This window comes from Pseudomonas sp. NY15374 (assembly GCF_048068255.1).
Lineage (GTDB): Bacteria > Pseudomonadota > Gammaproteobacteria > Pseudomonadales > Pseudomonadaceae > Aquipseudomonas > Aquipseudomonas machongensis.
On record NZ_JBLUPZ010000015.1, the window covers coordinates 15092 to 37874 of the forward strand.

Here is a 22783-nt window from a genome sequence, read left to right on the forward strand (position 1 = left end):
GGTGAAACGCTGGATGGCCGCGAATTATCCAAATCCTTTCCCATCAGCTATGTAGGATTTTCCCTATATTTTTAACCTCCAATCGCTTCAGGGCTGCACCGCCTGGTCTGTAGACAGGTATGTGAAGGGATCACCCTTACCATACTGGCTGTCATCCAGCCGGATCACCGGCACCCAAAGATTGGTACGGGTTTTGTACTTTGTCTGGTACACCTTGGCGTCCGCCGCTCCCCCGGCCTTGCTGGCAATGTAGTAGAAGGCTTCGATAGGCAATCTATCGCCGATGTTCTGAGGCCAGGTCTGGATGAGAATTTCGTTCCAGCCATAAGTCATGTTAGGTAAAGGTGTAGCCCTCGCTTGCAGCGAGGCCAAGAACTGGGAAGCTACCTGCGTACTAAGTGAGCATTGGTAGGCTGAACTAGGCACGCCACGCGCATGATTGACCCATTGTGCTGCCGTGGTAACGTTGATCGCCGCGCAGGAACTCTGGTCGACGGCATCAAGGGTACGTCGCAGTCCGCATCCATTGTTATTGGCGTTCGTCGAAGTGCTTGCGTTGTAGGGGTAGATACAGCGCAAGGTCTGGGCCTTGCCTTGCGCGATGGCAGTTTCCTGATCCGTGAAGATGAAACCACTGCGTCCATAGAGACCAGGCGTATGGGAATCCATACGAATGAACGAAAACGACACGGACCCCAGGTTTACCGATCCAGGACTTGGATTCCATGGATCGAACGCGTCGTTGGTCGTGCCCCGCGTTATCACACCACTGCAGTAATAAGCTGGCGTGTTGCCGTTGCAGGCGGCTGGCACCGCCCGATAACGTTCATTCAAGCGTGCCGCGACGATCTCTCCAGGGGGCAATGCGGATTTGACGATCTTCAGATCCAGGGGCGCGGAGATCACCAGAGGATTACCACCACGTCCCAGGCTCGCGGTAATGCGCACGGCCTTGTCCAGGTCCTTGACGACAGCATCCTTGTTGACCTGGAAAAGGATATCGCCTGTGCCGCCATAGCGTTGCGTGGGCAGGTCCAGACGCTCTACCCCTTGCCAGCGCATACCTACGATGTCGTCCTTCTGCAAGCGTTGAGCCTGCACCTTGATCGGTGTACTCGCTGCGATCCGATTGAGGTCAAGCTCACCCTGCACCGCCTGCTCGGCGATGGGTGCTTCAAGCGGCGACTGCGCCAATATCCGTGCACTGACCGCCTGGGAAATGCGCAGTGGATTACCATCCCCTCCCACACTGGCAGAGATCATCACCGCGCTACCGACATCACGGCTGACAGCACTCACCGGCACCTTGAACGTCACAGGCCCCAGTTTGCCGATCCTCTGCACCGGCAACGTAGTGGTTTCACGTCCCTTCCACCTGAGGCCAACGGTGTCCCCTACCTTCATTGTGGGGTAGTCGACGTTGACCATCGCGTCATCGTTGCCAGAGCGATAGTCTCCCTCGGCATTGATCCCGACCAGCTTCGGCGCAGGAATCTCGAAAGGCAGCGACTGCACCACCTGGACATCGAGCGGAGTTGAGATGATCAATGGCGAGCCAGGTACACCGACGCTGGCGGTCAACCGAGCGGTACTGCCAACATCGTTCTGGGCCACACTTCTAGGCACTTTGAATACGAGCGCACCCACCTGTCCGACGGTCTGCAATGGCATATCACGCAGCTCCTTGCCTCGCCAGCGCAACCCGACCGTGTGGCCTACAGCCATTGACGCATAGTTCACATGCACGCTGAGCTGATCACCGAAGTTGTCAAGGCCGATAACCTGCTCACGGCCCTCGACCAGAATCGGCGCCGGAACATCGAAACGCGCGAGTCCCACCTGCTGGCCAAGGCCGGTGTTTTGAGCATTACCCGTGCAACCCGCCGCTGCCAGCAGTACGGCGCTGCTCATGACTATCCAGATGTTGCCTTTCAAGGTGTCACTCCTTGATCCGCGGGGTTGTATGCGAACGGCGCAACCTGGTTACTGAAGTTGACCGAGATCACCGGAACCCAACGCTGCGTCTTGTCCCGGAACTTCTGCTGGAAGGTTTTGGCATTGGCCAAGCTCGCCGCCTGGCCGGCCTTGTAAAAGAACGCCACTATGGGAAGCTTTTGCCCAGCACCAACTGGCCAGATCTCGATCATCAGTTCGTTCCAGCTGTTGTTGAGATTTGGCGTAGGATTGCGCCTGGCCTCCAGGGAGAGCTCGAACTGCGCCGGAACCTGTACGCTCAACGAGCATTGCCGGGACTGCCCGGGGATCGTCCGGGTGTAGGCCTGCCATGTGGCGAGAGTGGTCGCCGGAGTGGGCGTCATGGCACAGGTGCTCAGATCGGTGGGGCTGGTACTGGGAATACCGCGTGAGCCGCAACCTTTGGTGCCGGCCTGATCTACACCAGTCGAGGCATCGAAGGGATAGATGCACAGCGGCTGCACCGGCTTGCCCAGCGCTTGGGCGTCGTCAAGGCTGGCGAAAACGAAGCCCGCTAAACGATACGTATCACGGACCACTGCATCCTTGCGCATGTAGGAGAATGACGTGGCACCGATTCTTGTCTGGTTGGGGCTCGGATCCCAGGGATCGAAGGCGCCATTATCTACCGAACGCACCAGCACGCCGTTGCAGTAGAACGCCGAACGATTGTTGCCGCAGGCACCAACGCTGTTATAGCGTGCATCGAGGCTAGCAAGGATATCTGCCCCGCTGGGCTGGACGATCGTCAACGTGAGAGGGGGCGAGACCACGATCGGTGTACCGTTGCCGCCGCGGCTGGCCGTCAGCAGAACATCGCCATCTTTATCATTCGCGAACACGCTGCGATCGATTTGAAAGGTAACAGGACCAGGGCCGGTAGCGGTAGCGATTGGCGTGTAATGCTCCGCCTTGCCCTTGACCAGGATCCTTACCGTCGAGCCCGAGACCGTTCCCGGATCATCGAAGACCACCGTCACCTTGTCCGCCACGTCGTTGAGGTCCAACCGCCCAGGGGTTGCCTGGGTCACCACGGGCGCCGACAAGCTAGACCGCTCGCCAACAATCTTGACGCTCACCCCTTGGGAAATCAGCAATGGCCCACCTGCGCCGACGCTGGCGGTCACCACAGCGGCACTGTCCTTGTCGTCGGACATCTGAGTGGTGGTGATACTGAGCCTCGCGGGTTCTACCTTCTGCACCTTGAACACCGGGCTCCAGTGAGACTGCTTGCCTTTCCAGAGCAGCCGTATCGTGTCGTTCACTTTCATGCCCGGGTAATCGACAACGACCTGTGCATCGCCCTGGCTCAGGTCGTATTCGCCATTGGCATTCAGACCGCTCACGACAGGCGTGGGGATGGGTAAGGCCAGGTTGGTCTGTACCGCCACCGTCAACGGATCGGAAATGATCAGCGAGGGAAGTCCATTTCCTCCCACGCTTGCCGTCAATACAGCCGTGCGACCGTCATCCTTGGCGACCTCCGCCCTGGGTATCCTGAAGACCTGAGTGCCAACCTGGGTAATCCGTTGGGTCGGAGCATTGAACTCGCCGGCACCTTTCCAGCGCAAGCCGACAACATGACCCACCGCCATATCGGGAAAGCTGACATGAACCGTCACGTAGTCGGTGAAGTTGTCCAGTCCCAGTGTATGCCGACGGTTGATGACCTGCCCTTGAACCAATAACGGCGCAGGAACGGTGAAGCCCGCTGATGCGACACCGCTAGCAAAAACCGAGCTCTGCGTGTCATCCGAGGCCGTGCGAATTGTGCTACAAGCGGCCAGCGCCCAAATGCCCACAAGCATGAGCAAGCTACGAACGCATCGCATGATGTTCATCATAAGAACTCCTAAGGTGCGGCAACACTCACCCCGCCAGAGCCTTCACTGGGTCAGAGGGGGTGAGTTGCTTCTGGCCTCGCGGGTAATGGCCGTCTAGAGCTGCAACCGCAACACTTGCGAGAACAGCAGGCGCTCCGTAGGCAGTTGCCGAGAGATGCTGTAGTTCACCAGCACTGTTTTCCCAGCGTTTTCCGTGACCCAGGCTTGATCGATCACGAACGGGTTGCCGTTCGGGTTCACCAGCTGGGTGTCTGTTTCCCTGAGCACCGCGCCATCCCAACGCACCTTGACCGTATGATTCACGGCAGCCTGGGCATAACGCACCGTGAGCGTACGGCTGGCAGCGGTATAGGTAGGCGGGCCGAGCAGGATCGGCTGGCGCGCGACAACCAGCGACAACACCTCGGAAAATTCCCGGCTTCCAACACCACCGCGTATGACGGTGTAGTCGAGCGGGACGGTCTGCCCGATCGAATCGATCAGTTCCATTCTCGGCACCTGGAATGTGAGATCAATCAACGCCCCCACGGTGACGATATCTGAGCGCCAGGTCGAACGCGGGTTCTGCCAGCGCAACATCACCGTATCCCCCGCAGCCATGCCAGCGTACTTGCGCACCGTTACCCTGACACTGGATGCGTTGTAGAAGTCGTTCATGTCCAGTTGGTCTTTGTTCGGGCCAGTGGCCTTCTCGACCTCCGCAACCGGCAGCCCCTTCTCAACGACCTTGACCCGCGTCGGCGGAAAGCCCTGCGAGTTGGGCAAGTCATTGATGCCTTCGAAGTTCACCTGAAGCGTCAGACTCAGTTCCGCATCCAGCTTGAGCAGGTTCAACTGGTCGCGCTGAATCGTGAGTTCGAGTTTCCCGTTGCTGACATCATTGGCGCTGAGGGTCACATTGGTCCTGAAGGCGTGCTCGTAGTCTCCACCCGCTTTCAACGTACCGCGCCCTGTAAGCCAGTATCGCTGCCCCTGAGCGGCGAACGGCCAGAGCTCGACATCCAATTGGGCGTCACCCGTGAAGCTCTTGAGGTCAAGCTCGCCATTGGCCGCCTGCTTGAGCACGGGCGTCTTCAGGTCGGTGGATTGCAAATACTGGATTCTCAGCGACAACACCTTCGAGTCCAGGTCACGACCAGAGCGCGTGCGTGTGTAAGTGACCTCGATCGTCTTGCCGATGTTCGCCCCTACAGCCGAGGCCGGCACATCGATATTGACGAAGCCCGCCGTGCGTCCATCGACAGGCGCAATAGTCGGCGTCCCAGGCCCTGATACTCCAACCCACTTCAAGGCGATCCGATCGCTTTGCAGCATTTGCGGATACTCGACCTTCACTACTGCTTTGGTCCGTGCCAGTATCGGATTGAGTGCACCTGCGGCTGTCGCACCCTCAACCCCAGGCTCAGGCAGTTCGCCAGCACCTGTCCCACGCTCGATATTCACTGTTGCCAGCGGAAATGCCTGAGTGTTGGGCTGATCGTTCACACCCTCGAAATTGACCTTGAAGGTGAGGTCGAACGGTTTGCCCTCCTCAAGCTTTTCGAGTTCACTGCGATAGAGATTGGGTAGCTGCAATCCTTTGGTCACGGCATCCTGCGGAACCGTCACGTTGGTTCTGAACAGGTAGGTATAGGGAGTCCCTCCCTTCTCGGTGCCCTTGCCTTCCAGCCAGTAGCGCTGGCCTGCGGCGATGAAGGGCCAGGGCTCGACCAGGAACGTTGCCGGCCCGGTAAAACTGTCCAGGTCGAGCACACCGTTGCTGGCCTCCTTGACGACAGGAGTATCGAGATCAGTCGGCTGGAGATAGTCGATCCGCAGGTCGAGCACTTCGGATTCCAATTCCGTACCATTGCGCTTGCGCACATAGTGGACTTCGACTGATTTGCCGATATTGGCGGCCACTGCGGTAACCGGCACTGGGATGTCGACGAAACCGTTGCTGCTCCCGCCGACATCAGGCAGCGTCGGCGTTCCCGCACCTGCGCTACCCAGCCATTTGAGCTGGATGGTGTCTGTGGTCTGCATGGACGGGTAGGCGACTCTCACCCTCGCCCCGTTGAGCGCGGCCATCGGATCGAGTACGCCCAAAGCCGCATCCTCGACCACGGGCGCGGGCAGTTCCCCATTACCTGCGCCTTCTTTGACAATCACCTCCAGTACCGGGAAGCCCTGCGTCTGCGTCAGGTCATTGATACCCTCGAAGTTGACTTTGAGTGTCAAGCGCAGAGGCTTGTCCAACTCCAGCTTTTCAAGCTCTGATCGGGCGATTTGCGTAATGACCAGGCCAGTGCCCACTTCAGCCGCTGTGACTGTGACGTTCTGTCGGAACAAATGCTCATAGGCAGCGCCGCCCTTGAGCGTACCAGCGCCCTCCAGCCAATAACGCTGTCCTGCAGCGATAAACGGCCAAGGTTTGGCACGCAAGGTAGGATTCCCAGCAAAGCTGTCCAGATCCAGCTCTCCATTGGGCGCTTCATCGAGCGTCGGGCGCTCCAGATCCCGAGACTGAAGATACTGGACACGCAAGGGCAGCAGTTGCGAGGGACGCGTGGAGCCATTACGTGTTCTGGTGTAACTCACCTCGACGGTCTTGCCGATGTTGGCTCCGACCGCGCTCGCCGGCACATCGATATCGACATAGCCACGCGAATCGCCAGGAACCGGACTGATCGACGGCGTCCCCACGCCTGATACGCCCTTCCAACTCAGCGCGATCTGGTCATTGGCCGACATTTGCGGATAGGTGACCCGCACCCGCGCACCCGCGCGCGCGGTGATCGGATCCAACACGTCCCCAGTGGTGCCGCTCACGACAGGCGGGGGTAGATCTCCTGTACCCACTCCGCCTGTCACCACCACTTCGCAAGGGGCGAACGCCTGGGCGTTGAACGGGTCATTCTCGCCTTGGAAATTGACCATGAGGTTCAAGGTGAACTTTTTATCGGGCGCGAGCTTCTCCAGTTCGTTTCGATACACCTCCATTACCAACCCACGGCTGACCTCCCCCGCAACAACTGGGATATGAGATCTGAACTCGTGTCGATAAGCGCCCCCGTCAGCGCTCTCGCCAGTCCCTACCAACCAATAACGCTGGCCTGCTGCGATAAAAGGCCAAGGCCCGACGCGCAGGGAGGGGCTGCCCTGGAACGTATCCAGATCCAACTGCCCATTGTTGTCATGATCGAGTTCAAGATCGCTCAAGACGCTGGTATCAAGGGCATCGACTACCATCTCCAGTACCTGCGACGGGGTGGGAACCCCATCCCGGATGCGAACAAAACTGACCTGGACCGTGCGACCGATGCTTCTGCCCACAGTGGCAGCCGGGATCGGTACATCAACGAAACCCTTCGCGTCGCCACCGACCTCTGGCACCGACGGGGCCCCCACGCCAAGCCATCTGACCTCGATACGATCACTCGCTTGCATGCCTGGATAGCGCACCGTCACATGAGCACCATTTCTTGCTTGCATGGGATCGAGTTTGCCACCGGCAGCCTCCTTGACTTCGGGAGGCAGCAATTCGGTGGACAGGGCCCGAATCTTCAGCGCAAAGATCTCGGAGTCCAGTTGCCGGTTCATCATCCGGCAGAAGACGTATACATCCTTTTCACTGTTGCGGATGATGTACTTCGAGTCGATGGTGAAATCCTGGTCCTGCTGAGCCTGATTGGCACTAAGGCTTCTGCGTTCGTAATACGTGTCGTCACCCTCGGTCTGTGTAGGGCCGACCCAGGACATCTCAAGCTCATCACCCGCCGTGAACAAACCTTTGCGGCATGTCACCGTGGTGCCGTTGGGTACATCCGCAGGATCCAGCACATCGCCTTGTGCGTGGAGCACATCTGGACGCGGCATGGTTGAGCTCTCTCTCACCGTCAGGCTCTGCTTGTCAGAGGCGGATCTGGCACCACCGACACTAGTGAGCGTGTAGTAGAGCTCGAGCGAGCCCCCAGCGATGTGCTGGACAAGGGTTTTATCGAACAACTGCTCGATGGGATTGCCCACCTGGACGCCCTGCACGGTGACCTCTTTGTAGTGATAACTGATACCCCCGGAGCGGGTCCTGCCCACCCACTCGATGAGCAACAGGTCACCCTCTGCCATGCTGGTGTACTGTTCAATCCTCACATTGACCCCTTGCGGGGGCACCTTAACAGGGTCCAGTACCGAATCCTCGGCTTCCAACACTTTGGGCGGCCGGAGCGAAAGACGCCCGGTGACCCTGATGCTGGTGTTGCGAGATACCGGGTTGGCGCCACCGACGAGCTGGTATCTCAGCCGCACCTGGCCCTGTAGCACCGCAGCCACTGCGGCTTTCGGCACTTTTACAAAAGCCCCACCGGGCAAGTCCTGATCCACGACTGTATGGGGGATATTGACTTCAGGCAGCAACTGCCCCCCTGCACCCTCACCCTTCCAGTTGAGGACCAAGAAATCGTTGACCTTCATACCCGTATAAGGGCCGAGCACCACGTCCAGATCTCCAGTCAACGCCTCGTAGTCCACACGCCCCTGAGCGTCGGCAGCTGGAACGTGGGGGGCATCCAGCGCACCACTGCCCAGATCCACCTCGCCACCGGCCGAGGGTGACCATTTCGAGCGGTTGTTGACCTCGTCGCGGATCTCGTAGCGCACCACCAGTTGATCGGTTTCGCCAGCGCGCTCGATGACATCCTGATCAACGTGGATCTCGAAAGACTGAACGCCAGGGGGAACATCCTTCTGCAGTATCTGACCGTGCCAACTGAGCCACACGGTGTCTCCCACGCTCCGGTTCTGGTAAGAGCCGATGATGACATCGACACCCTTCGTCGCCTGCTCGGCATCGATCAGAGAGGGGATGCCTTGGGGAGGCGTGAGGTTTTCGTTGATTTCGGTGGTGGGGTCCGGATCGGTGCCGCCCGGAACCGCACGCTTGACCACTACATCCAGAGGCGTGGAGGGGTCAGGTACTGGCGCGAGGGGATCTTCCCAGGTGTAGTGCACGCGCCCGCTGCCCTCTGGTATGCGGGACGGCGCTACCAGAAATGTCATTTGGGACCCATCACTGGGAACATAAGCCTGGGTGTCCAGCAGAATATCGTTCCAGTACAGCTTGATGATGTCATCTTTTTCCAGATGCACCGCAAGTATGGTTACGGCGAGCGGACGCTGCTCATCGTCCAACAGATAAAGGCCCAGCCCACGGCCGTCATGGGCAGCAGGGATAACCGGCGGCGGAAGAACTGGAGGGGCCCTGCGTGTCGACTGCACCGAAGGGTGGGATCGATATTGGCTCATTTGCAACTCCTGACGCTGGCCACCGAATCTACTGGCGGCCGCGTTTGTCAGATACGCTCATCGAACGGTGGCCTGCATAAACCTGCAAGGCTTTTCAGTAGGCACAATCGATCTACGGTGCGGGGATCGGACAAGTGGGCGCTCCACTTTCACGGACCGATACAGGCGTCCGATTAGAGTCGGACTTCACTGGGATCAAAGGCGTGAGAGACGGATTGGTGGCTGTGTAATGAGGTGTGGCGGAACCACGGCACACTTTGAACGCCCACGCTCGCGCGATCTGGACGTCGATATAGCCGTCATCGATGTGTTTTTGCACGACGGTGATCACAGGCAGGGTTTCGGTCGCCTCTGGGATATCCGCACCCGGAACAGCCCCCACTGAGGTGTCTGCGCTCAGATAAACTTCGATCAGGTCACCGACCGCCATGTTGACGTAGGCAGGGATTCGCAACGGCAGGTCAGATGCAGCTTCTGGACGCCCAATCGCACCATTTGAATTCAAGCGAGTGAATACCGGTGGAGGCGGAGGGTTCCCACCGCCCGGCAGATCATCGCCGTTGAGCACATTCACGTCTTGCGCCGGCGAGAGCGAGGCGTTTTGCTCCCCACCTGCGCCGAATTCGCGAGCGACCGTGTACTGCATCGCTACCGTGCCACTGCCTTCGGCCTGGAGAAGGGCAGAGGGCACGACCCGTTCAAGAGCGTCGGAGCCCGCAGCTTCTGCAGCAGTAACCGGGGCCAGTGATTGAGCAGGTTGTGCGCCCCACAGCAAGGCCAAGATATCGCCGGCCTCGAAAAGAGGCTTGCCGTCGACCGTTTCAGGAGAAATGAACAGCATCGCGTCAACCTTCAGGTCCTCAGGCGACAGCTCGTTCGTGCCACCCGAAGCGCCCCCGACAATATCCGCAGGCTTGAGGTTTTCATTTTCAGGGGTTTCCGGATCAGGGTCCGGGCCTCCTGGGACTCTCAACTCGACTTCGACAACGGCAGGTGTGTCCGGTTGGCCAATGAGGGATCCGCTGCGCCAGAGCTCGTAGGTGACGTTGACCGAGCCGGATTGGACGTCACGGATGAGCAGGTTATAGAGCAACTGCACTTCAAGCAGAGGTTCAGTTGTCGGGATGCTGGTGATGGTCGCGGCATCGGCCCGTTGCGAGCCCCAGATGACAATGATCTGATCGCCGACCGTGGCCTCATCGAACAAAGGAATCTGTACCACCACCCCTGCCCTGGCATGCTCATCCAGAATCAGGCCTTCACTGTCGTAAATCGGTACGATCGGCGTTGGCAGAGGAGTGGCGGGGACGTTCTCCAGCAAAAGCTCAAGTGTACGAGTCTGCGACACGATAGAACGGTTGCCTGCCTTGTCCACGACTTGATAGGTGAAGGTGATAGGCGTCAAGTCCGGCAGCGTCTGCAGCTTCGCGAGCTCAAACTGTGCATCGGTGTACCGGTTTGCCCCGAGGACGGTGAAAGGGCCAAATGTCACAGGTGTCGCACCGTCAGTGGCGGTGACAGTAATTTGATCTCCCGCCTCTTGATTAATATAACCCTTGATCTGAGTCGGCAGCAGGTCCGCTACGAAGTCGGTAAGGAGAATTCGATTACGAGCTTCGACCGCAGTAGGGAACTCGATCGCTGCAAGCGTTTCGGGGGTGCTGCCACCAGGTGGCAACTTATCGATGCGCAAAGGGCGAGTTGGGCCAGGATCGGGGGTAGTGTCCGGATGAGGAATATTGACATAGCCGAGGGTGAAAGTTACGTCTTGCTCCGGTGTGACCGAGCTCCAATGGGTGGCGAGGAAAGTTAATGAAAACTTGAACTTCGGATCTGCTTGCTCTGCAGCGGTGATGATATGACGCGCTTCCGGGCCTGTGAGTTGGGTGCCGTTCCACGTCAAGATCAGTTCATAGCCATCTTCGCTTTCAGGCCAATTAGGAATAAGCACCTGAAGGTCGCTACCTTGAGCGGCCACGGGAAGTATCACATCGTCGATCAAGCCCGCGATTTCCATCGGGTTGAGGTCCAGAACCCCTGGGTCTTGGGTGAGCTTGACAGAGCGGGCACCTGGCCTGGCCTGGACACTGCTTCTTTCCACGAACTTGGTGTATCCGGTCATGATGTAACTCCATAGAGTCGGTTTTTTTGTGAAACGACGGTGCGCTGGACTGCAGTAGTCATTTCGAGAAGTCTGAAAGTTTCCAAATACAGGCACACCGCTCTGCCAGTGAATCCGTGCCACGTATGCGCAGTAAACTCAGCAGTAGGAATACGTGAACACTATGCGGAGCAAAGCACGGTGGATGATTGGACTAAACATAGTTACTGGCCCCATCGAGGGCGCGCCATATTCCAACATGCGCTGGCTGTTTCCCTATCGCAAAGTCGCAAGAAAAATCTAACAAGAACCGGAGCCCTGCACACCTGACAAAATTACTAGGTGCCCGACAACTCGACGGTGGCATTCACCTGTCATATTTATCAGTTGCTCGGATAGACACTTTTACCTAGGGTCTTCGCAGTACGGCATGAGCGTCGCACTGACAGGGCGCGAACAGTCCCATCAACCTTTCAAGAGACCCGCTATGCATTCGCACCCAGTCACCCTCAACCTGAGCCTACTGGCAGCAAGCCTGGCTATTGGTCACGCAGCACTGGCGGACCCAGGGCCAGAAACAGCACAGGCGCTGCAGGCCCGCTACCATGAGACCCCCGTCAACTGCGGCAGCACCAACAAGCCCCGCTTCCTGTGCGCTGGCGTGATACTTCGAGGCACAACCCAACTGACTCAGGAAAAAAGCTGGAACCCGACGCCCGAAGAGCGAAACAATGGCGGCACCGCCTACATGTATCTGGCCAAGGATGCCACCTTCAACCGCCTGGCCTTCAACGACACCAACGGCTACATCATCTATCCTGGAGACGCCCGGCCCGCAGGTATCCAAGCCTTGCAGGTCCTGTGCATCTTTCCGGCCGACGGAGGGCGGCAAACACGCCCAGAGAAGGGTTGCGGGCCGTCGCAAGAGGGGGGCGCCAGCAGTCGCCCCTGCCATCTACAGGGCATCACTACAGCCCAGGGCTGGCTTGCCAACTACGGCAATCATCCCGCCAGGCAATGCGGCTTTTCGGTCGCCAATGGGCTTGGACAGATCGCGGTGAGCGGGTTCAATGCCGCAGTGGAGGCCACCGGGCTTCTGCCAGCAACGCCTTACAAGCAGAACAACGAACTGCGCGCAGGGACCTGGGATATGGACATCCCGACCCGCCTGCCGATCCAGGCGTTCTTCTACCTGCACGACAGGCCGCTGGGGTTGCACAAGGCGCAGCAGGATCAACGTGCGTTCTATCAGGAAACCGGTAACTTCGTCCCCATCATCACATTGACATTGCCACAATCTGGACGCGATGCCCGTTTCGATTATGTCGAAGCGTCCCAGGCCAGACTGGGTGATGTGATCTGTGCGCGTTACTTCGTCTCTGGGCACTGGTTCGAGCGCAGCGATGTCAATCCGGGACGTAAAGAATGGGCGCTTGGACTGGTTCCGACAGATTGCGCCAGAGCAGTGAAAGCAAACCCTTCAGCGGACGCGGAGAACGCCGCAGATCAGGAAATGCGTCAAAAATTCAGCAATGATTGGCAGTGGGTACAAAATGACAATGGCGGCATGACACAACAGATGATCTGCCACATGCGTATTGCCCACGACAAACCCGAATGGAACCTTGAGCCGTTCCGACCGAACCGGCCCCTGGAAGACTACCTCAAGGCCGGTTGCAATCTGCTCTGAAACGTTACGCGGTCAAGGCCGCGCGTTGATCTGCTGCTGCAGGTTCTGGATCTGGCTCTGCAAGGTGTTGAGGCTGCGGGTGGTCTGACCACGGAAGGCATCGAACTCCTGCACCGACGCGCCACCGGCAGCCGCGCTGGCTGGACGGTTGTCCGCCTGGCTCTTGAGCACCAGTACATCCTGCTCCAGGCTCTCGATCGCAGCGCCTTGCTTCTTCACCGCGGCCACCTCGCTGCTCAGGCTCTTGAGCTGGCCATCGAGCTTGCCGCCATCGACCTGGCCCGACTTGAGCGCCGCCAATTCGGTATTCACGGCCTTGAGCTGCGCCTGCAACTGGGTCTGCAGGTCGGTCACCGCCTTCTGCTGCTCGCGGGTATCGGCCAGCACCTGCTCCAGGCGCTTGCCCAGATCGCCGGCCTGACCAGCGACGCCTTCCTGCTGCTTGCTCTGCTCGGCAAGGCTGGCCTGCAACTGGCGAATCTGCAGTTTCAGGGCTTCGCTGCCAGTGCTGCTGTTCGACTCGCTGGCATCGACCTTGCCGCTGATCGCCTGCAGGCGGCCGGCAGCTTCCTCGCTGATGCGGGCAAAGCTCTCCTGAGTGGCCACCAATTGCTGCTCCATCAGCGAGATCTGCTGGAAGCTCCACCAGCCGAGCCCGGCCAGGGCGATGAACGAGGCCAGCAGCAGCGCCCACAAAGGGCCGCTGCTGGCCGGGCGCGCGGCTTTCTGGCGGCCGCGGGCCACGTGAGCCGGAAGCAGTTCATCATCGTCAGGCGTACCCGCCCTCAGGACCGGCACATCATCGAAATCATCGTGGGCATCGTTGCGCATGGGTAGGTTCGACCGCACTAATAGCAAAGAGACATATTATAAACCGCCCGGGCGGCGCACTGATGACCATCTTCCGCCCGACAGGTTCACTGCTGCCCCGGAAGGTGCTTCCACCAGCCGCAGAATTCATCCAGCGCGGTCCACAGGCTGACCTTGGGGCGGTAGTCGAGATTATGCCGGGCGCGGCTGATGTCGAGGGTGAAATCCTTGCTCATCACCTGCATCGCGGTACGTGTCAGGGTGGGTTGCGGCCGGCCGGGCCAGAGCATGCAGGCAGCCTCGTTGACAGCTGCGAGGCTGTAGGCGAGGCGATAGGAGCGGTAGCGGGTGACTTGCGGCAACTGCATCTGGCGCATTACATAATTGACCACGTCCCACAGTGGCAGTGGCTGGCCGTTGCTGATGTTGTAGGCCTGGCCCAGCGCCTGCTCTTCGGCGAACAGGGCGCTGAGCAGCGCCTCGTTGAGGTTGTGCACGCTGGTGAAGTCGACCTTGTTCAGGCCATTGCCAATGATCGCCAGACGTCCCTTGCCCTGCATGCGCATCAGCCGCGGGAAGATGCTCGCATCCCCTGCGCCGGTGACGAAGCGCGGACGCAGGGCGAGCACTTCGAGGCCGAACTCCTGGGCACCGAAGACTTTCTGCTCGGCCAGGTGCTTGGTCAGCGCATAGTGATCGTGAAAACGCCGCGGCACCTGGTCCTCGCGAATGTCCAGGCGCGAGCGGCCAGTGAAGTAGATCGACGGCGACGACAGGTGCACCAGGCGCCGCACATGTTCTTTGAGGCAACCTTCGACCACGTTCTCGGTGAGCACCACGTTGCCATGATGAAAATCCTGATAACGCCCCCAGTTGCCCACCGCCCCCGCGCAATGCACCACGGCGTCGACGCCCTGGCACAGACGGCGCGCCACCTCGGCGTCGCCCAGGTCGCCTGGAATGAACTGCGCCCCGCGCTTGACCAGGTGCTCAACGCCTTCGGCACGGCGGCCGTTGACCCGCACCTGCAGGCCCTGCTCCAGGGCAAAACGCGCAAAGCGCCCGCCAATGAAGCCGCTCGCGCCGGTGACCAGAATTCGCATGTAAGACTCCGCCTTGCCAGATTACAGATGCAGTTGACGCCGCCCGTGCCTACAACGGCACCAGCCAACCTGGCGCCGCCTGGCGCAGGTGTTCTGTCAGTTGTGCGAGCAGTTGCCCGCCGTTGCGCCAATGATGCCAGTACAACGGCACATCGATGGGAGTATCGCTGCAGATTTCCACCAACTGCCCACTGGCCAGTTGTTCGCGGGCCTGCAGTTCAGGCACCAGGCCCCAACCGAGCCCGGCTTCGGTCAGACGCAAAAAACCCTCGGACGACGGGCACAGGTGATGCAGGAAACCGTCCTCGATCCCCAATGACGCCAGGTAGCGGTGCTGCAGGAAATCGTCAGGCCCGAAGACCACCGCCGGTGTACGGGCCAGCCGCGCCACCTCGAACCCCTGCGGAAAATACCGCGCCATGAACGCCGGGCTTGCCAGCGCGCGATAGCGCATCGCCCCCAACGGCTGGCTGCGCGCACCCGCCACCGGGCGCTCGCTACCGCACAGGCAGGCCGCCACCTCGCCGGCACGCATGCGCCGCAGACCGACTTCCTGATCTTCGACCACCAGGTCCAACAGCAAGCGTTGCCCGGCACAGAAATCCCCCACCGCCCCGGCCCACCAGGTCGCCAGGCTGTCAGCGTTGAGGGCGATACGCAGACGTTCGGGCATGCCCTCTTCATCCAGCGCCGGGACCTGGCGCTGCAGGTCACGCTCGAGCAGGCGCACCTGCTGCACGTGGTTGAGCAACTGGCGACCGACATCGGTCGGGCTCGGTGGCGTGGCACGCACCAGCACCGGCTGGCCGACACGCGCCTCCAGCAGTTTGATGCGTTGCGAGATGGCCGACTGCGAAAGCCCCAGTACCTGGGCGGCGCGCTCGAACCCGCCTTGTTCGATCACGGCGGCGAGGGCAGCGAGCAACTTGTAGTCGAACATCGATTTTCCTAATGCCGGATGAGTACTATTTGTTTTTCTTATACAGCGCCCTTGCCGACAATGGCCAGCATCTTCTTGTGAATCCGCGTCGCCCTTCAAAGGTGGCGCCCGTGGAGTGTTCCCGTTATGTGGCAGAGTTACCTGAACGGCATGCTGGTGGCCTTCGGCCTGATCATGGCCATCGGCACCCAGAACGCCTTTGTCCTGGCCCAGAGCCTGCGCCGCGAACATCACCTGCCGGTGGCACTGTTGTGCGTGCTGTGCGACGCGATCCTGGTCGCGGCCGGAGTGTTCGGCCTGGCGACGGTGCTGGCGCACAACCCGACCCTGCTTGCCGCCGCACGCTGGGGAGGTGCGCTGTTCCTGATCTGGTATGGCGCCAAGGCCCTGCAGCGGGCCTGCTCCAGGCAGAGCCTGGAACAGCAGCAAGGCCAAGGCCTGCGTTCACGCCGGGCAGTGCTGCTCAGTGCCCTGGCGGTGACCCTGCTCAACCCCCACGTCTACCTGGACACCGTGCTGCTGATCGGCTCGCTCGGCGCCCAGCAGACGGTGCCCGGGGCCTACGTCGCCGGAGCGGCGAGCGCATCGCTGGTGTGGTTCTTCACCCTGGCCCTGGGCGCCGCCTGGCTCGCACCCTGGCTCGCACGCCCCGGGACCTGGCGGCTGCTGGACCTGATGGTGGCGGTGATGATGTTCGCCGTCGCCGCGCAACTGATCCTCGGCTGATTCCCCACTGGTCGCCGGGGCCCAACCGCTCTGGAACCTCTATTCCCTATAGTTGTTGCGTGGTTATGCGCGGGGGCTGGTGCTATGATCCAGCCCTTGCGTCGCAAAGAGTACAAACTCGCCGACGCTCATCGGGCCGCCCGTGATCGGCCTTGCGCAAACCGCAAACAGACCTGAATCAGGAGATCCACCATGGCTTTTGAATTGCCGCCGCTGCCCTACGCCCACGATGCCCTGCAGCCGCACATCTCCAAGGAAACCCTGGAGTTTCACCACGACAAGCACCACAACACCTATGTCGTGAACCTGAACAACCTGGTCCCAGGCACCGAATTCGAAGGCAAGTCGCTGGAAGAAATCGTCAAGACCTCCTCGGGCGGTATCTTCAACAACGCAGCTCAAGTCTGGAACCACACCTTCTACTGGAACTGCCTGGCACCGAACGCCGGCGGCCAGCCGACTGGCGCCCTGGCTGAAGCCATCAACGCTGCCTTCGGTTCCTTCGACAAGTTCAAGGAAGAGTTCACCAAGACTTCGGTCGGCACCTTCGGTTCCGGTTGGGGCTGGCTGGTGAAGAAGGCTGACGGTTCCCTGGCCCTGGCCAGCACCATCGGTGCCGGCAACCCGCTGACCAGCGGCGACACCCCGCTGCTGACCTGCGACGTCTGGGAACACGCCTACTACATCGACTACCGTAACCTGCGTCCGAAGTACGTCGAGGCGTTCTGGAACCTGGTCAACTGGAGGTTCGTTGCCGAGCAGTTCGAAGGCAAGACCTTCAAGGCCTGATTCGTTCAGCGCTCTGAAAAACCCGGCCCTGGCCGGGTTTTTTTGTTTCCCGGGTCCAGGAAACGGAAAAACCACGGCTAATTTTCAAGCCTCCCGCGCGCCCTCTCTTGCTCCCCCTCAATAGCGCGCTAACATCAACCTTCTGGAAAGTTGATGCAGGACATTCAAGTCGCAAGGCCGCATAACCGATACAGTACTCAGGGTGCATCCAGCGACGGGCCCCTCGCCTGCCGCGGCAATCGGTCGATAGTGTATTGCCAAGGTTGATGGCAAAATAATGGCATGCGCATGGATTAAGGAAACCCCATTGAAGCTGGAATTTCGGAACAGCTTGTCGGTCAAGTTGCTCAGGGTCGTGCTGCTGTCGGCGCTCGCGGTGGGCGTCGTTCTCAGTTGTGCGCAGATCGTCTATGACACCTACAAGACCCGCCAGGCCGTCAACAACGATGCCCAGCGCATCCTCGACATGTTCCGCGACCCCTCCACCCAAGCGGTCTACAGCCTCGACCGAGAGATGGGCATGCAGGTCATGGAGGGTCTGTTCCAGGACGAATCGGTTCGCATGGCCTCCATCGGCCACCCCAATGAAACCATGCTCGCGCAGAAGTCCCGCCCCCTGCAGGACATGCCCCTGCGCTGGTTGACCGACCTGATCCTCGGCCAGGAGCGCACCTACACCACCCAACTGGTCGGCCGCGGCCCCTACAGCGAATACTACGGCGACCTGAGCATCACCCTCGATACCGCCAGCTACGGCGAGGGCTTTCTGGTCAATGCGGTCATCATCTTCATTTCCGGCGTGCTGCGCGCCCTGGCCATGGGCCTGGTGCTCTACCTCGTGTACCACTGGCTGCTGACCAAACCCTTGTCGAAAATCATCGAGCATCTCACCCAGATCAACCCCGACCGCCCCAGCCAGCACCAGATTCCCCAACTCAAGGGCCACGAACGCAACGAACTGGGCCTGTGGGTCGACACCGCCAACCAGTTGCTGGCCTCCATCGAACGCAACACCCATTTGCGCCACGAGGCGGAAAACAGCCTGCAGCGCATGGCCCAGTACGACTTCCTTACCGGCCTGCCCAACCGCCAGCAATTGCAACAGCAACTGGACAAGATTCTCGTCGATGGCGGGCGCCTGCAGCACCGTGTGGCCGTACTGTGCGTGGGCCTGGACGACTTCAAGGGCATCAACGAGCAGTTCAGCTACCAGGTCGGCGACCAGTTGCTGCTGGCCCTGGCCGACCGCCTGCGCGCCCACAGCGGCCGCCTCGGTTCCCTCGCCCGCCTGGGTGGCGACCAGTTCGCACTGGTGCAAGCCAACATCGAGCAGCCCTACGAGGCCGCCGAGCTGGCCCAGAGCATTCTCGACGACCTGGAAGTGCCCTTCGCCCTCGATCATCAGGAAATCCGTTTGCGTGCCACCATCGGCATCACCCTGTTCCCCGAAGACGGCGACAGCACCGAGAAGCTGCTGCAAAAGGCCGAACAGACCATGACCCTGGCCAAGGCCCGCTCGCGCAACCGCTATCAGTTCTACATCGCCAGCGTCGACAGCGAGATGCGTCGGCGCCGAGAGCTGGAAAAAGACCTGCGCGAGGCGTTGCCGCGCAACCAGCTCTACCTGGTGTATCAACCGCAGATCAGCTACCGCGACCACCGCGTGGTCGGCGTCGAAGCGCTGCTGCGCTGGCAGCATCCGGAGCTAGGCATGGTACCGCCAGACCAGTTCATCCCGCTGGCCGAACAGAACGGCAACATCATCGCCATCGGCGAATGGGTGCTCGACCAGGCCTGCCGCCAGTTGCGCGAGTGGCACGACCTGGGTTTCAGCGAGCTGCGCATGGCGGTCAACCTGTCGACCGTGCAACTGCACCACAACGAGCTGCCGCGGGTGGTCAACAACCTGCTGCAGGCCTATCGCCTGCCGCCGCGCAGCCTGGAGCTGGAGGTGACCGAGACCGGCCTGATGGAAGACATCAGCACCGCCGCCCAACACCTGCTGAGCCTGCGCCGTTCAGGGGCGCTGATCGCCATCGACGACTTCGGCACCGGCTACTCTTCGCTCAGTTACCTGAAGTCGCTGCCGCTGGACAAGATCAAGATCGACAAGAGCTTCGTCCAGGACCTGCTGGACGACGATGACGACGCCACCATCGTTCGCGCCATCATCCAGTTGGGCAAGAGCCTGGGCATGCAGGTGATCGCCGAAGGCGTGGAAACCGCCGAGCAGGAAACCTACATCATCGCCCAGGGCTGCCATGAGGGTCAGGGCTACCACTACAGCAAGCCGCTGCCCTCGCGCGAGCTGACCGCCTTCCTCAAGCACGCCCAACGCAACCAGGTCTCGGCACTCTGAGCGTGGTCGTCATTGACGACCCTGGAAACGACATTTGCACGAAAAGCACGGCCAACCCTTTACACCAAATGCAAATCTTTCGCATTATGTTGCGGTTTCGCGTGCCACGGTGCAGCGCTTCCAACACATGGTCCAACCAAACGACGCAGGGAAACCAACAATGATTCGAATGCCTCTGGCCTCCGCCAGTCTGCTGGCCATCGCCATCGCTCTCGCCGGCTGCGGCGAAGGCAAGGACGACAAGGCCGCCGCTCCGCAAGCCCAGGCACCTGCCGCCAGCACTGCTGCCGCACCTGGGGCTGTCGATGAAGCCGCTGCCCAGGCCGTGGTCAAGCACTACGCCGAAATGGTTCATGCCGTGTACAGCGACTCGCTGAGCACCGCCAAGCAACTGCAGACCGCCATCGACGCGTTCCTGGCCAAGCCCAACGATGAGACCCTGAAAGCCGCCATGGACGCCTGGGTCGCTTCCCGCGTTCCTTACCTGCAGAGCGAAGCCTTCCGCTTCGGCAACACCATCATCGACGACTGGGAAGGTCAGGTGAACGCCTGGCCCCTGGACGAAGGCCTGATCGACTACGTCGACAAGAGCTACGAGCACGCCCTGGGCAACCCGGCTGCCAACGCCAACATCATCGCCAACCCTGAGATCCAGGTCGGCGAAGACAAGGTCGACGTCAAGGAAATCACGCCCGAGAAGCTGGCCAGCCTGAACGAGCTGGGTGGTTCCGAAGCCAACGTCGCCACCGGCTACCATGCCATCGAATTCCTGCTCTGGGGCCAGGACCTCAACGGCACGGGCCCAGGCGCAGGCAACCGTCCGGCGTCGGACTACCTCGAAGGCCAGGGTGCCACCGGTGGTCACAACGACCGTCGCCGCGCCTACCTCAAAGCCGTCACCGACCTGCTGGTGAGCGACCTCGAAGAGATGGTCGGCAACTGGGCGCCGAACGTCGCCGACAACTACCGCGCTTCGCTGGAAGCCGAGCCGGTCAAGGATGGCCTGCGCAAGATGCTGTTCGGTATGGGCAGCCTGTCGCTGGGCGAACTGGCGGGCGAGCGCATGAAGGTCTCGCTGGAAGCCAACTCGCCTGAAGACGAGCACGACTGCTTCAGCGACAACACCCACTGGTCGCACTTCTACGACGCCAAGGGCATCCGCAACATCTACCTGGGCGAGTACACCCGTCCGGACGGCTCCAAGGTCAGCGGCCCTAGCCTGTCGTCGCTGGTGGCCAAGATCGACCCGGCCACCGACGCCACCCTGAAGGCCGACCTGCAGGACACCGAAGCGAAGATCCAGGTGATCGTCGACCACGCCCTCAAGGGCGAGCACTACGACCAGCTGATCGCTGCCGATAACGCTGCAGGCAACCAGGTGGTGCGTGACGCCATCGCGGCGCTGGTCAAGCAGACCGGTGCCATCGAGCAGGCCGCCGGCAAGCTGGGCATCGACAACCTGAACCCGGACACCGCAGACCACGAGTTCTGATGCCAGGGTGAAGGTTTGAAAGGGGCGGCCTTCGGGTCGCCTTTTTCATATCCGGGTTTGCGCTGACCAAACCCGCCCCTTCGCGGGCAAGCCCGCTGCCACTGGTGCCTGTGGGAGCGGGCTTGCCCGCGAAAGGGCCGCCAGCGGATTCAGCAGGCAATTGCAAATTGCTCTTATTCAAACATCCCCATTTTGCTAAGCTTGCACGCCGGTTTTTCGCTCACGCCCAGGATTCTCGATGTCCTCGTCGCTGTTCCGACTCCCACTTCTGCTGCTGGTCACCGTCCTGGCCGCCTGTGACGACGCTCCGCGTTTCACCCAGGCCGAGCCCGGCGAAGCGCTGTCCGGCGGCAAGGCGACGATCCTGCGCAGCGACCGCAACGCCTTCTCGATGCCCTCGGCCAATCTCACACCCGAGCGCCGCCTGGATTTCAGCGTCGGCAACAGCTTCTTCCGCAATCCCTGGGTGATCGCACCTTCGACCACCACTGCACGCGATGGCCTGGGCCCGCTGTTCAACACCAATGCCTGCCAGAACTGCCACATCCGTGACGGCCGAGGTCATCCGCCAGAGGCCGAGGCCCGCAATGCCGTGTCCATGCTGGTGCGCCTGTCGATCCCCGACCAGCCGCAGTTCATCAAGGAAATCGAACGCCTCGGGGTGGTTCCCGAACCGGTCTACGGTACGCAACTGCAGGACATGTCGATCCCCGGCGTAGCTCCGGAAGGCAAGGTGCGGGTCAGCTACGACAGCGAGACCGTCACCTTCAAGGATGGCCACCAAGTCGAACTGCGCCGCCCGACCGTGGAGATCACCCAGCTCGGCTACGGCCCGATGCACCCGGACACACGCATCTCCGCCCGCGTCGCCCCGCCCATGATCGGCCTCGGACTGCTCGAGGCCATCCCGGAGGCTGCGCTTTTGGCCAACGAAGACCCGGATGATCGCAACAACGACGGCATCCGCGGCCGCGCCAACCGGGTCTGGGACGATGCCCAGGGCAAGACCGTGGTCGGCCGCTTCGGCTGGAAAGCCGGGCAACCCAACGTCAACCAGCAGAACGTCCACGCCTTCGCTGGCGACATGGGCCTGACCAGCACCCTCCAGCCCGAGGACGATTGCACGCCGGCACAGGTCGAATGCCGCGCCGCGCCCAACGGCGACGGTGACAACGGCGAAAAGGAAGTCAGCGACAACATCCTGCGCCTGGTGACGTTCTACAGCCGCAACCTGGCGGTGCCTGCACGCCGCGAGGTGAATTCGCCGCAGGTGCTGGCCGGCAAGAACCTGTTCTTCCAGGCGGGCTGCCAGGGCTGTCACACACCTCAGTTCACCACGGGCAGTGACAACGTCGAGCCAGAACTGGCCAACCAGGTGATCCGCCCCTACAGCGACCTGCTGCTGCACGACATGGGCCCAGGCCTTGCCGACAACCGTAGCGAGTTCGCCGCCGGTGGCCAGGATTGGCGCACGCCGCCGCTGTGGGGCATCGGCCTGACCGAAACCGTCAGCGGCCACACCCAATTCCTCCATGACGGTCGCGCCCGCAATCTGCTCGAGGCCGTGCTCTGGCACGGCGGCGAAGCCGAGGCTGCACGCCGTCACGTACTGACCTTCAATGCCGAGCAACGCGCCGCGCTGCTGGCTTTCCTGAACTCACTTTAAACGCGC

General features: G+C 60.8%; 13 protein-coding genes. 6 read left to right on the forward strand and 7 right to left on the reverse strand.

Going from position 1 to position 22783, the window contains the following annotated elements; genetic code table 11:
* Positions 1–87 precede the first annotated feature (87 nt).
* From ACNFHO_RS24580 to ACNFHO_RS24595, 4 genes are all read right to left on the reverse strand, one after another.
* Positions 88–1935 carry a hypothetical protein gene (locus tag ACNFHO_RS24580; RefSeq protein ID WP_416767670.1) on the reverse strand — a complete coding sequence of 616 codons (1848 nt, stop codon included), beginning with the start codon at positions 1933–1935 and terminating at the stop codon, positions 88–90.
* Positions 1932–3818 carry a hypothetical protein gene (locus ACNFHO_RS24585; protein WP_416767671.1) on the reverse strand — a complete coding sequence of 629 codons (1887 nt, stop codon included), beginning with the start codon at positions 3816–3818 and terminating at the stop codon, positions 1932–1934. The genes ACNFHO_RS24580 and ACNFHO_RS24585 overlap by 4 nt, the downstream gene beginning before the upstream one ends.
* Before the next feature lie 93 nt (positions 3819–3911).
* Positions 3912–9101 carry a hypothetical protein gene (locus ACNFHO_RS24590; RefSeq protein ID WP_112899068.1) on the reverse strand — a complete coding sequence of 1730 codons (5190 nt, stop codon included), beginning with the start codon at positions 9099–9101 and terminating at the stop codon, positions 3912–3914.
* A gap of 112 nt (positions 9102–9213) precedes the next feature.
* Positions 9214–11223 (reverse strand): hypothetical protein, encoded by a 2010-nt coding sequence (locus ACNFHO_RS24595; RefSeq protein WP_063545985.1) that lies wholly within the window; start codon positions 11221–11223, stop codon positions 9214–9216.
* A 466-nt stretch (positions 11224–11689) separates the two neighbouring features.
* On the opposite strand from ACNFHO_RS24595, the gene ACNFHO_RS24600 reads away from it, so the two are divergent.
* Positions 11690–12892: a DUF2599 domain-containing protein gene (locus ACNFHO_RS24600; protein ID WP_416767672.1), complete on the forward strand. Its 1203-nt coding sequence runs from the start codon at positions 11690–11692 to the stop codon at positions 12890–12892.
* A gap of 12 nt (positions 12893–12904) precedes the next feature.
* Here ACNFHO_RS24600 and ACNFHO_RS24605 read toward each other — a convergent pair whose 3' ends face one another.
* The 3 genes from ACNFHO_RS24605 to ACNFHO_RS24615 form a co-directional block, all read right to left on the reverse strand.
* The gene (locus ACNFHO_RS24605) at positions 12905–13723 is read right to left on the reverse strand and encodes an ATPase (RefSeq protein ID WP_416767673.1); all 819 of its coding nucleotides are present in this window, start codon (positions 13721–13723) and stop codon (positions 12905–12907) included.
* A gap of 86 nt (positions 13724–13809) precedes the next feature.
* Entirely contained in the window at positions 13810–14805 is a 996-nt protein-coding gene (locus ACNFHO_RS24610) for an NAD-dependent epimerase/dehydratase family protein (RefSeq protein WP_054893815.1), read from the reverse strand.
* A 49-nt stretch (positions 14806–14854) separates the two neighbouring features.
* Positions 14855–15745: a LysR family transcriptional regulator ArgP gene (locus tag ACNFHO_RS24615; protein WP_063545988.1), complete on the reverse strand. Its 891-nt coding sequence runs from the start codon at positions 15743–15745 to the stop codon at positions 14855–14857.
* A gap of 126 nt (positions 15746–15871) precedes the next feature.
* Between ACNFHO_RS24615 and ACNFHO_RS24620 the strand changes: the two genes are divergently transcribed.
* The 5 genes from ACNFHO_RS24620 (at position 15872) to ACNFHO_RS24640 (ending at position 22777) form a co-directional block, all read left to right on the forward strand.
* On the forward strand, positions 15872–16471 hold the full coding sequence (locus ACNFHO_RS24620; protein ID WP_054893817.1) for a LysE/ArgO family amino acid transporter: 600 nt from the start codon (positions 15872–15874) through the stop codon (positions 16469–16471).
* Between the two features lie 192 nt (positions 16472–16663).
* Positions 16664–17260, forward strand: a complete 597-nt coding sequence (locus ACNFHO_RS24625; protein WP_416767674.1) for a superoxide dismutase — start codon at positions 16664–16666, stop codon at positions 17258–17260.
* Between the two features lie 307 nt (positions 17261–17567).
* The gene (locus ACNFHO_RS24630; protein WP_063545989.1) at positions 17568–19619 is read left to right on the forward strand and encodes a putative bifunctional diguanylate cyclase/phosphodiesterase; all 2052 of its coding nucleotides are present in this window, start codon (positions 17568–17570) and stop codon (positions 19617–19619) included.
* Between the two features lie 160 nt (positions 19620–19779).
* Positions 19780–21111, forward strand: a complete 1332-nt coding sequence (locus ACNFHO_RS24635) for an imelysin family protein (RefSeq protein ID WP_416767675.1) — start codon at positions 19780–19782, stop codon at positions 21109–21111.
* A 238-nt stretch (positions 21112–21349) separates the two neighbouring features.
* Positions 21350–22777 (forward strand): di-heme oxidoredictase family protein, encoded by a 1428-nt coding sequence (locus ACNFHO_RS24640; RefSeq protein WP_416767676.1) that lies wholly within the window; start codon positions 21350–21352, stop codon positions 22775–22777.
* Positions 22778–22783: the final 6 nt, after the last annotated feature.

Excerpts from the sequence above, each read along its gene's own strand:
- ACNFHO_RS24590 (WP_112899068.1), bottom strand. The coding sequence starts at position 9,101 with ATGAGCCAATATCGATCCCACCCTTCGGTGCAGTCGACACGCAGGGCC.
- ACNFHO_RS24585 (WP_416767671.1), bottom strand. The coding sequence starts at position 3,818 with ATGATGAACATCATGCGATGCGTTCGTAGCTTGCTCATGCTTGTGGGC.
- ACNFHO_RS24615 (WP_063545988.1), bottom strand. The coding sequence starts at position 15,745 with ATGTTCGACTACAAGTTGCTCGCTGCCCTCGCCGCCGTGATCGAACAA.
- ACNFHO_RS24640 (WP_416767676.1), top strand. The coding sequence starts at position 21,350 with ATGTCCTCGTCGCTGTTCCGACTCCCACTTCTGCTGCTGGTCACCGTC.
- ACNFHO_RS24605 (WP_416767673.1), bottom strand. The coding sequence starts at position 13,723 with ATGCGCAACGATGCCCACGATGATTTCGATGATGTGCCGGTCCTGAGG.
- ACNFHO_RS24610 (WP_054893815.1), bottom strand. The coding sequence starts at position 14,805 with ATGCGAATTCTGGTCACCGGCGCGAGCGGCTTCATTGGCGGGCGCTTT.
- ACNFHO_RS24625 (WP_416767674.1), top strand. The coding sequence starts at position 16,664 with ATGGCTTTTGAATTGCCGCCGCTGCCCTACGCCCACGATGCCCTGCAG.
- ACNFHO_RS24635 (WP_416767675.1), top strand. The coding sequence starts at position 19,780 with ATGATTCGAATGCCTCTGGCCTCCGCCAGTCTGCTGGCCATCGCCATC.
- ACNFHO_RS24595 (WP_063545985.1), bottom strand. The coding sequence starts at position 11,223 with ATGACCGGATACACCAAGTTCGTGGAAAGAAGCAGTGTCCAGGCCAGG.
- ACNFHO_RS24620 (WP_054893817.1), top strand. The coding sequence starts at position 15,872 with ATGTGGCAGAGTTACCTGAACGGCATGCTGGTGGCCTTCGGCCTGATC.
- ACNFHO_RS24600 (WP_416767672.1), top strand. The coding sequence starts at position 11,690 with ATGCATTCGCACCCAGTCACCCTCAACCTGAGCCTACTGGCAGCAAGC.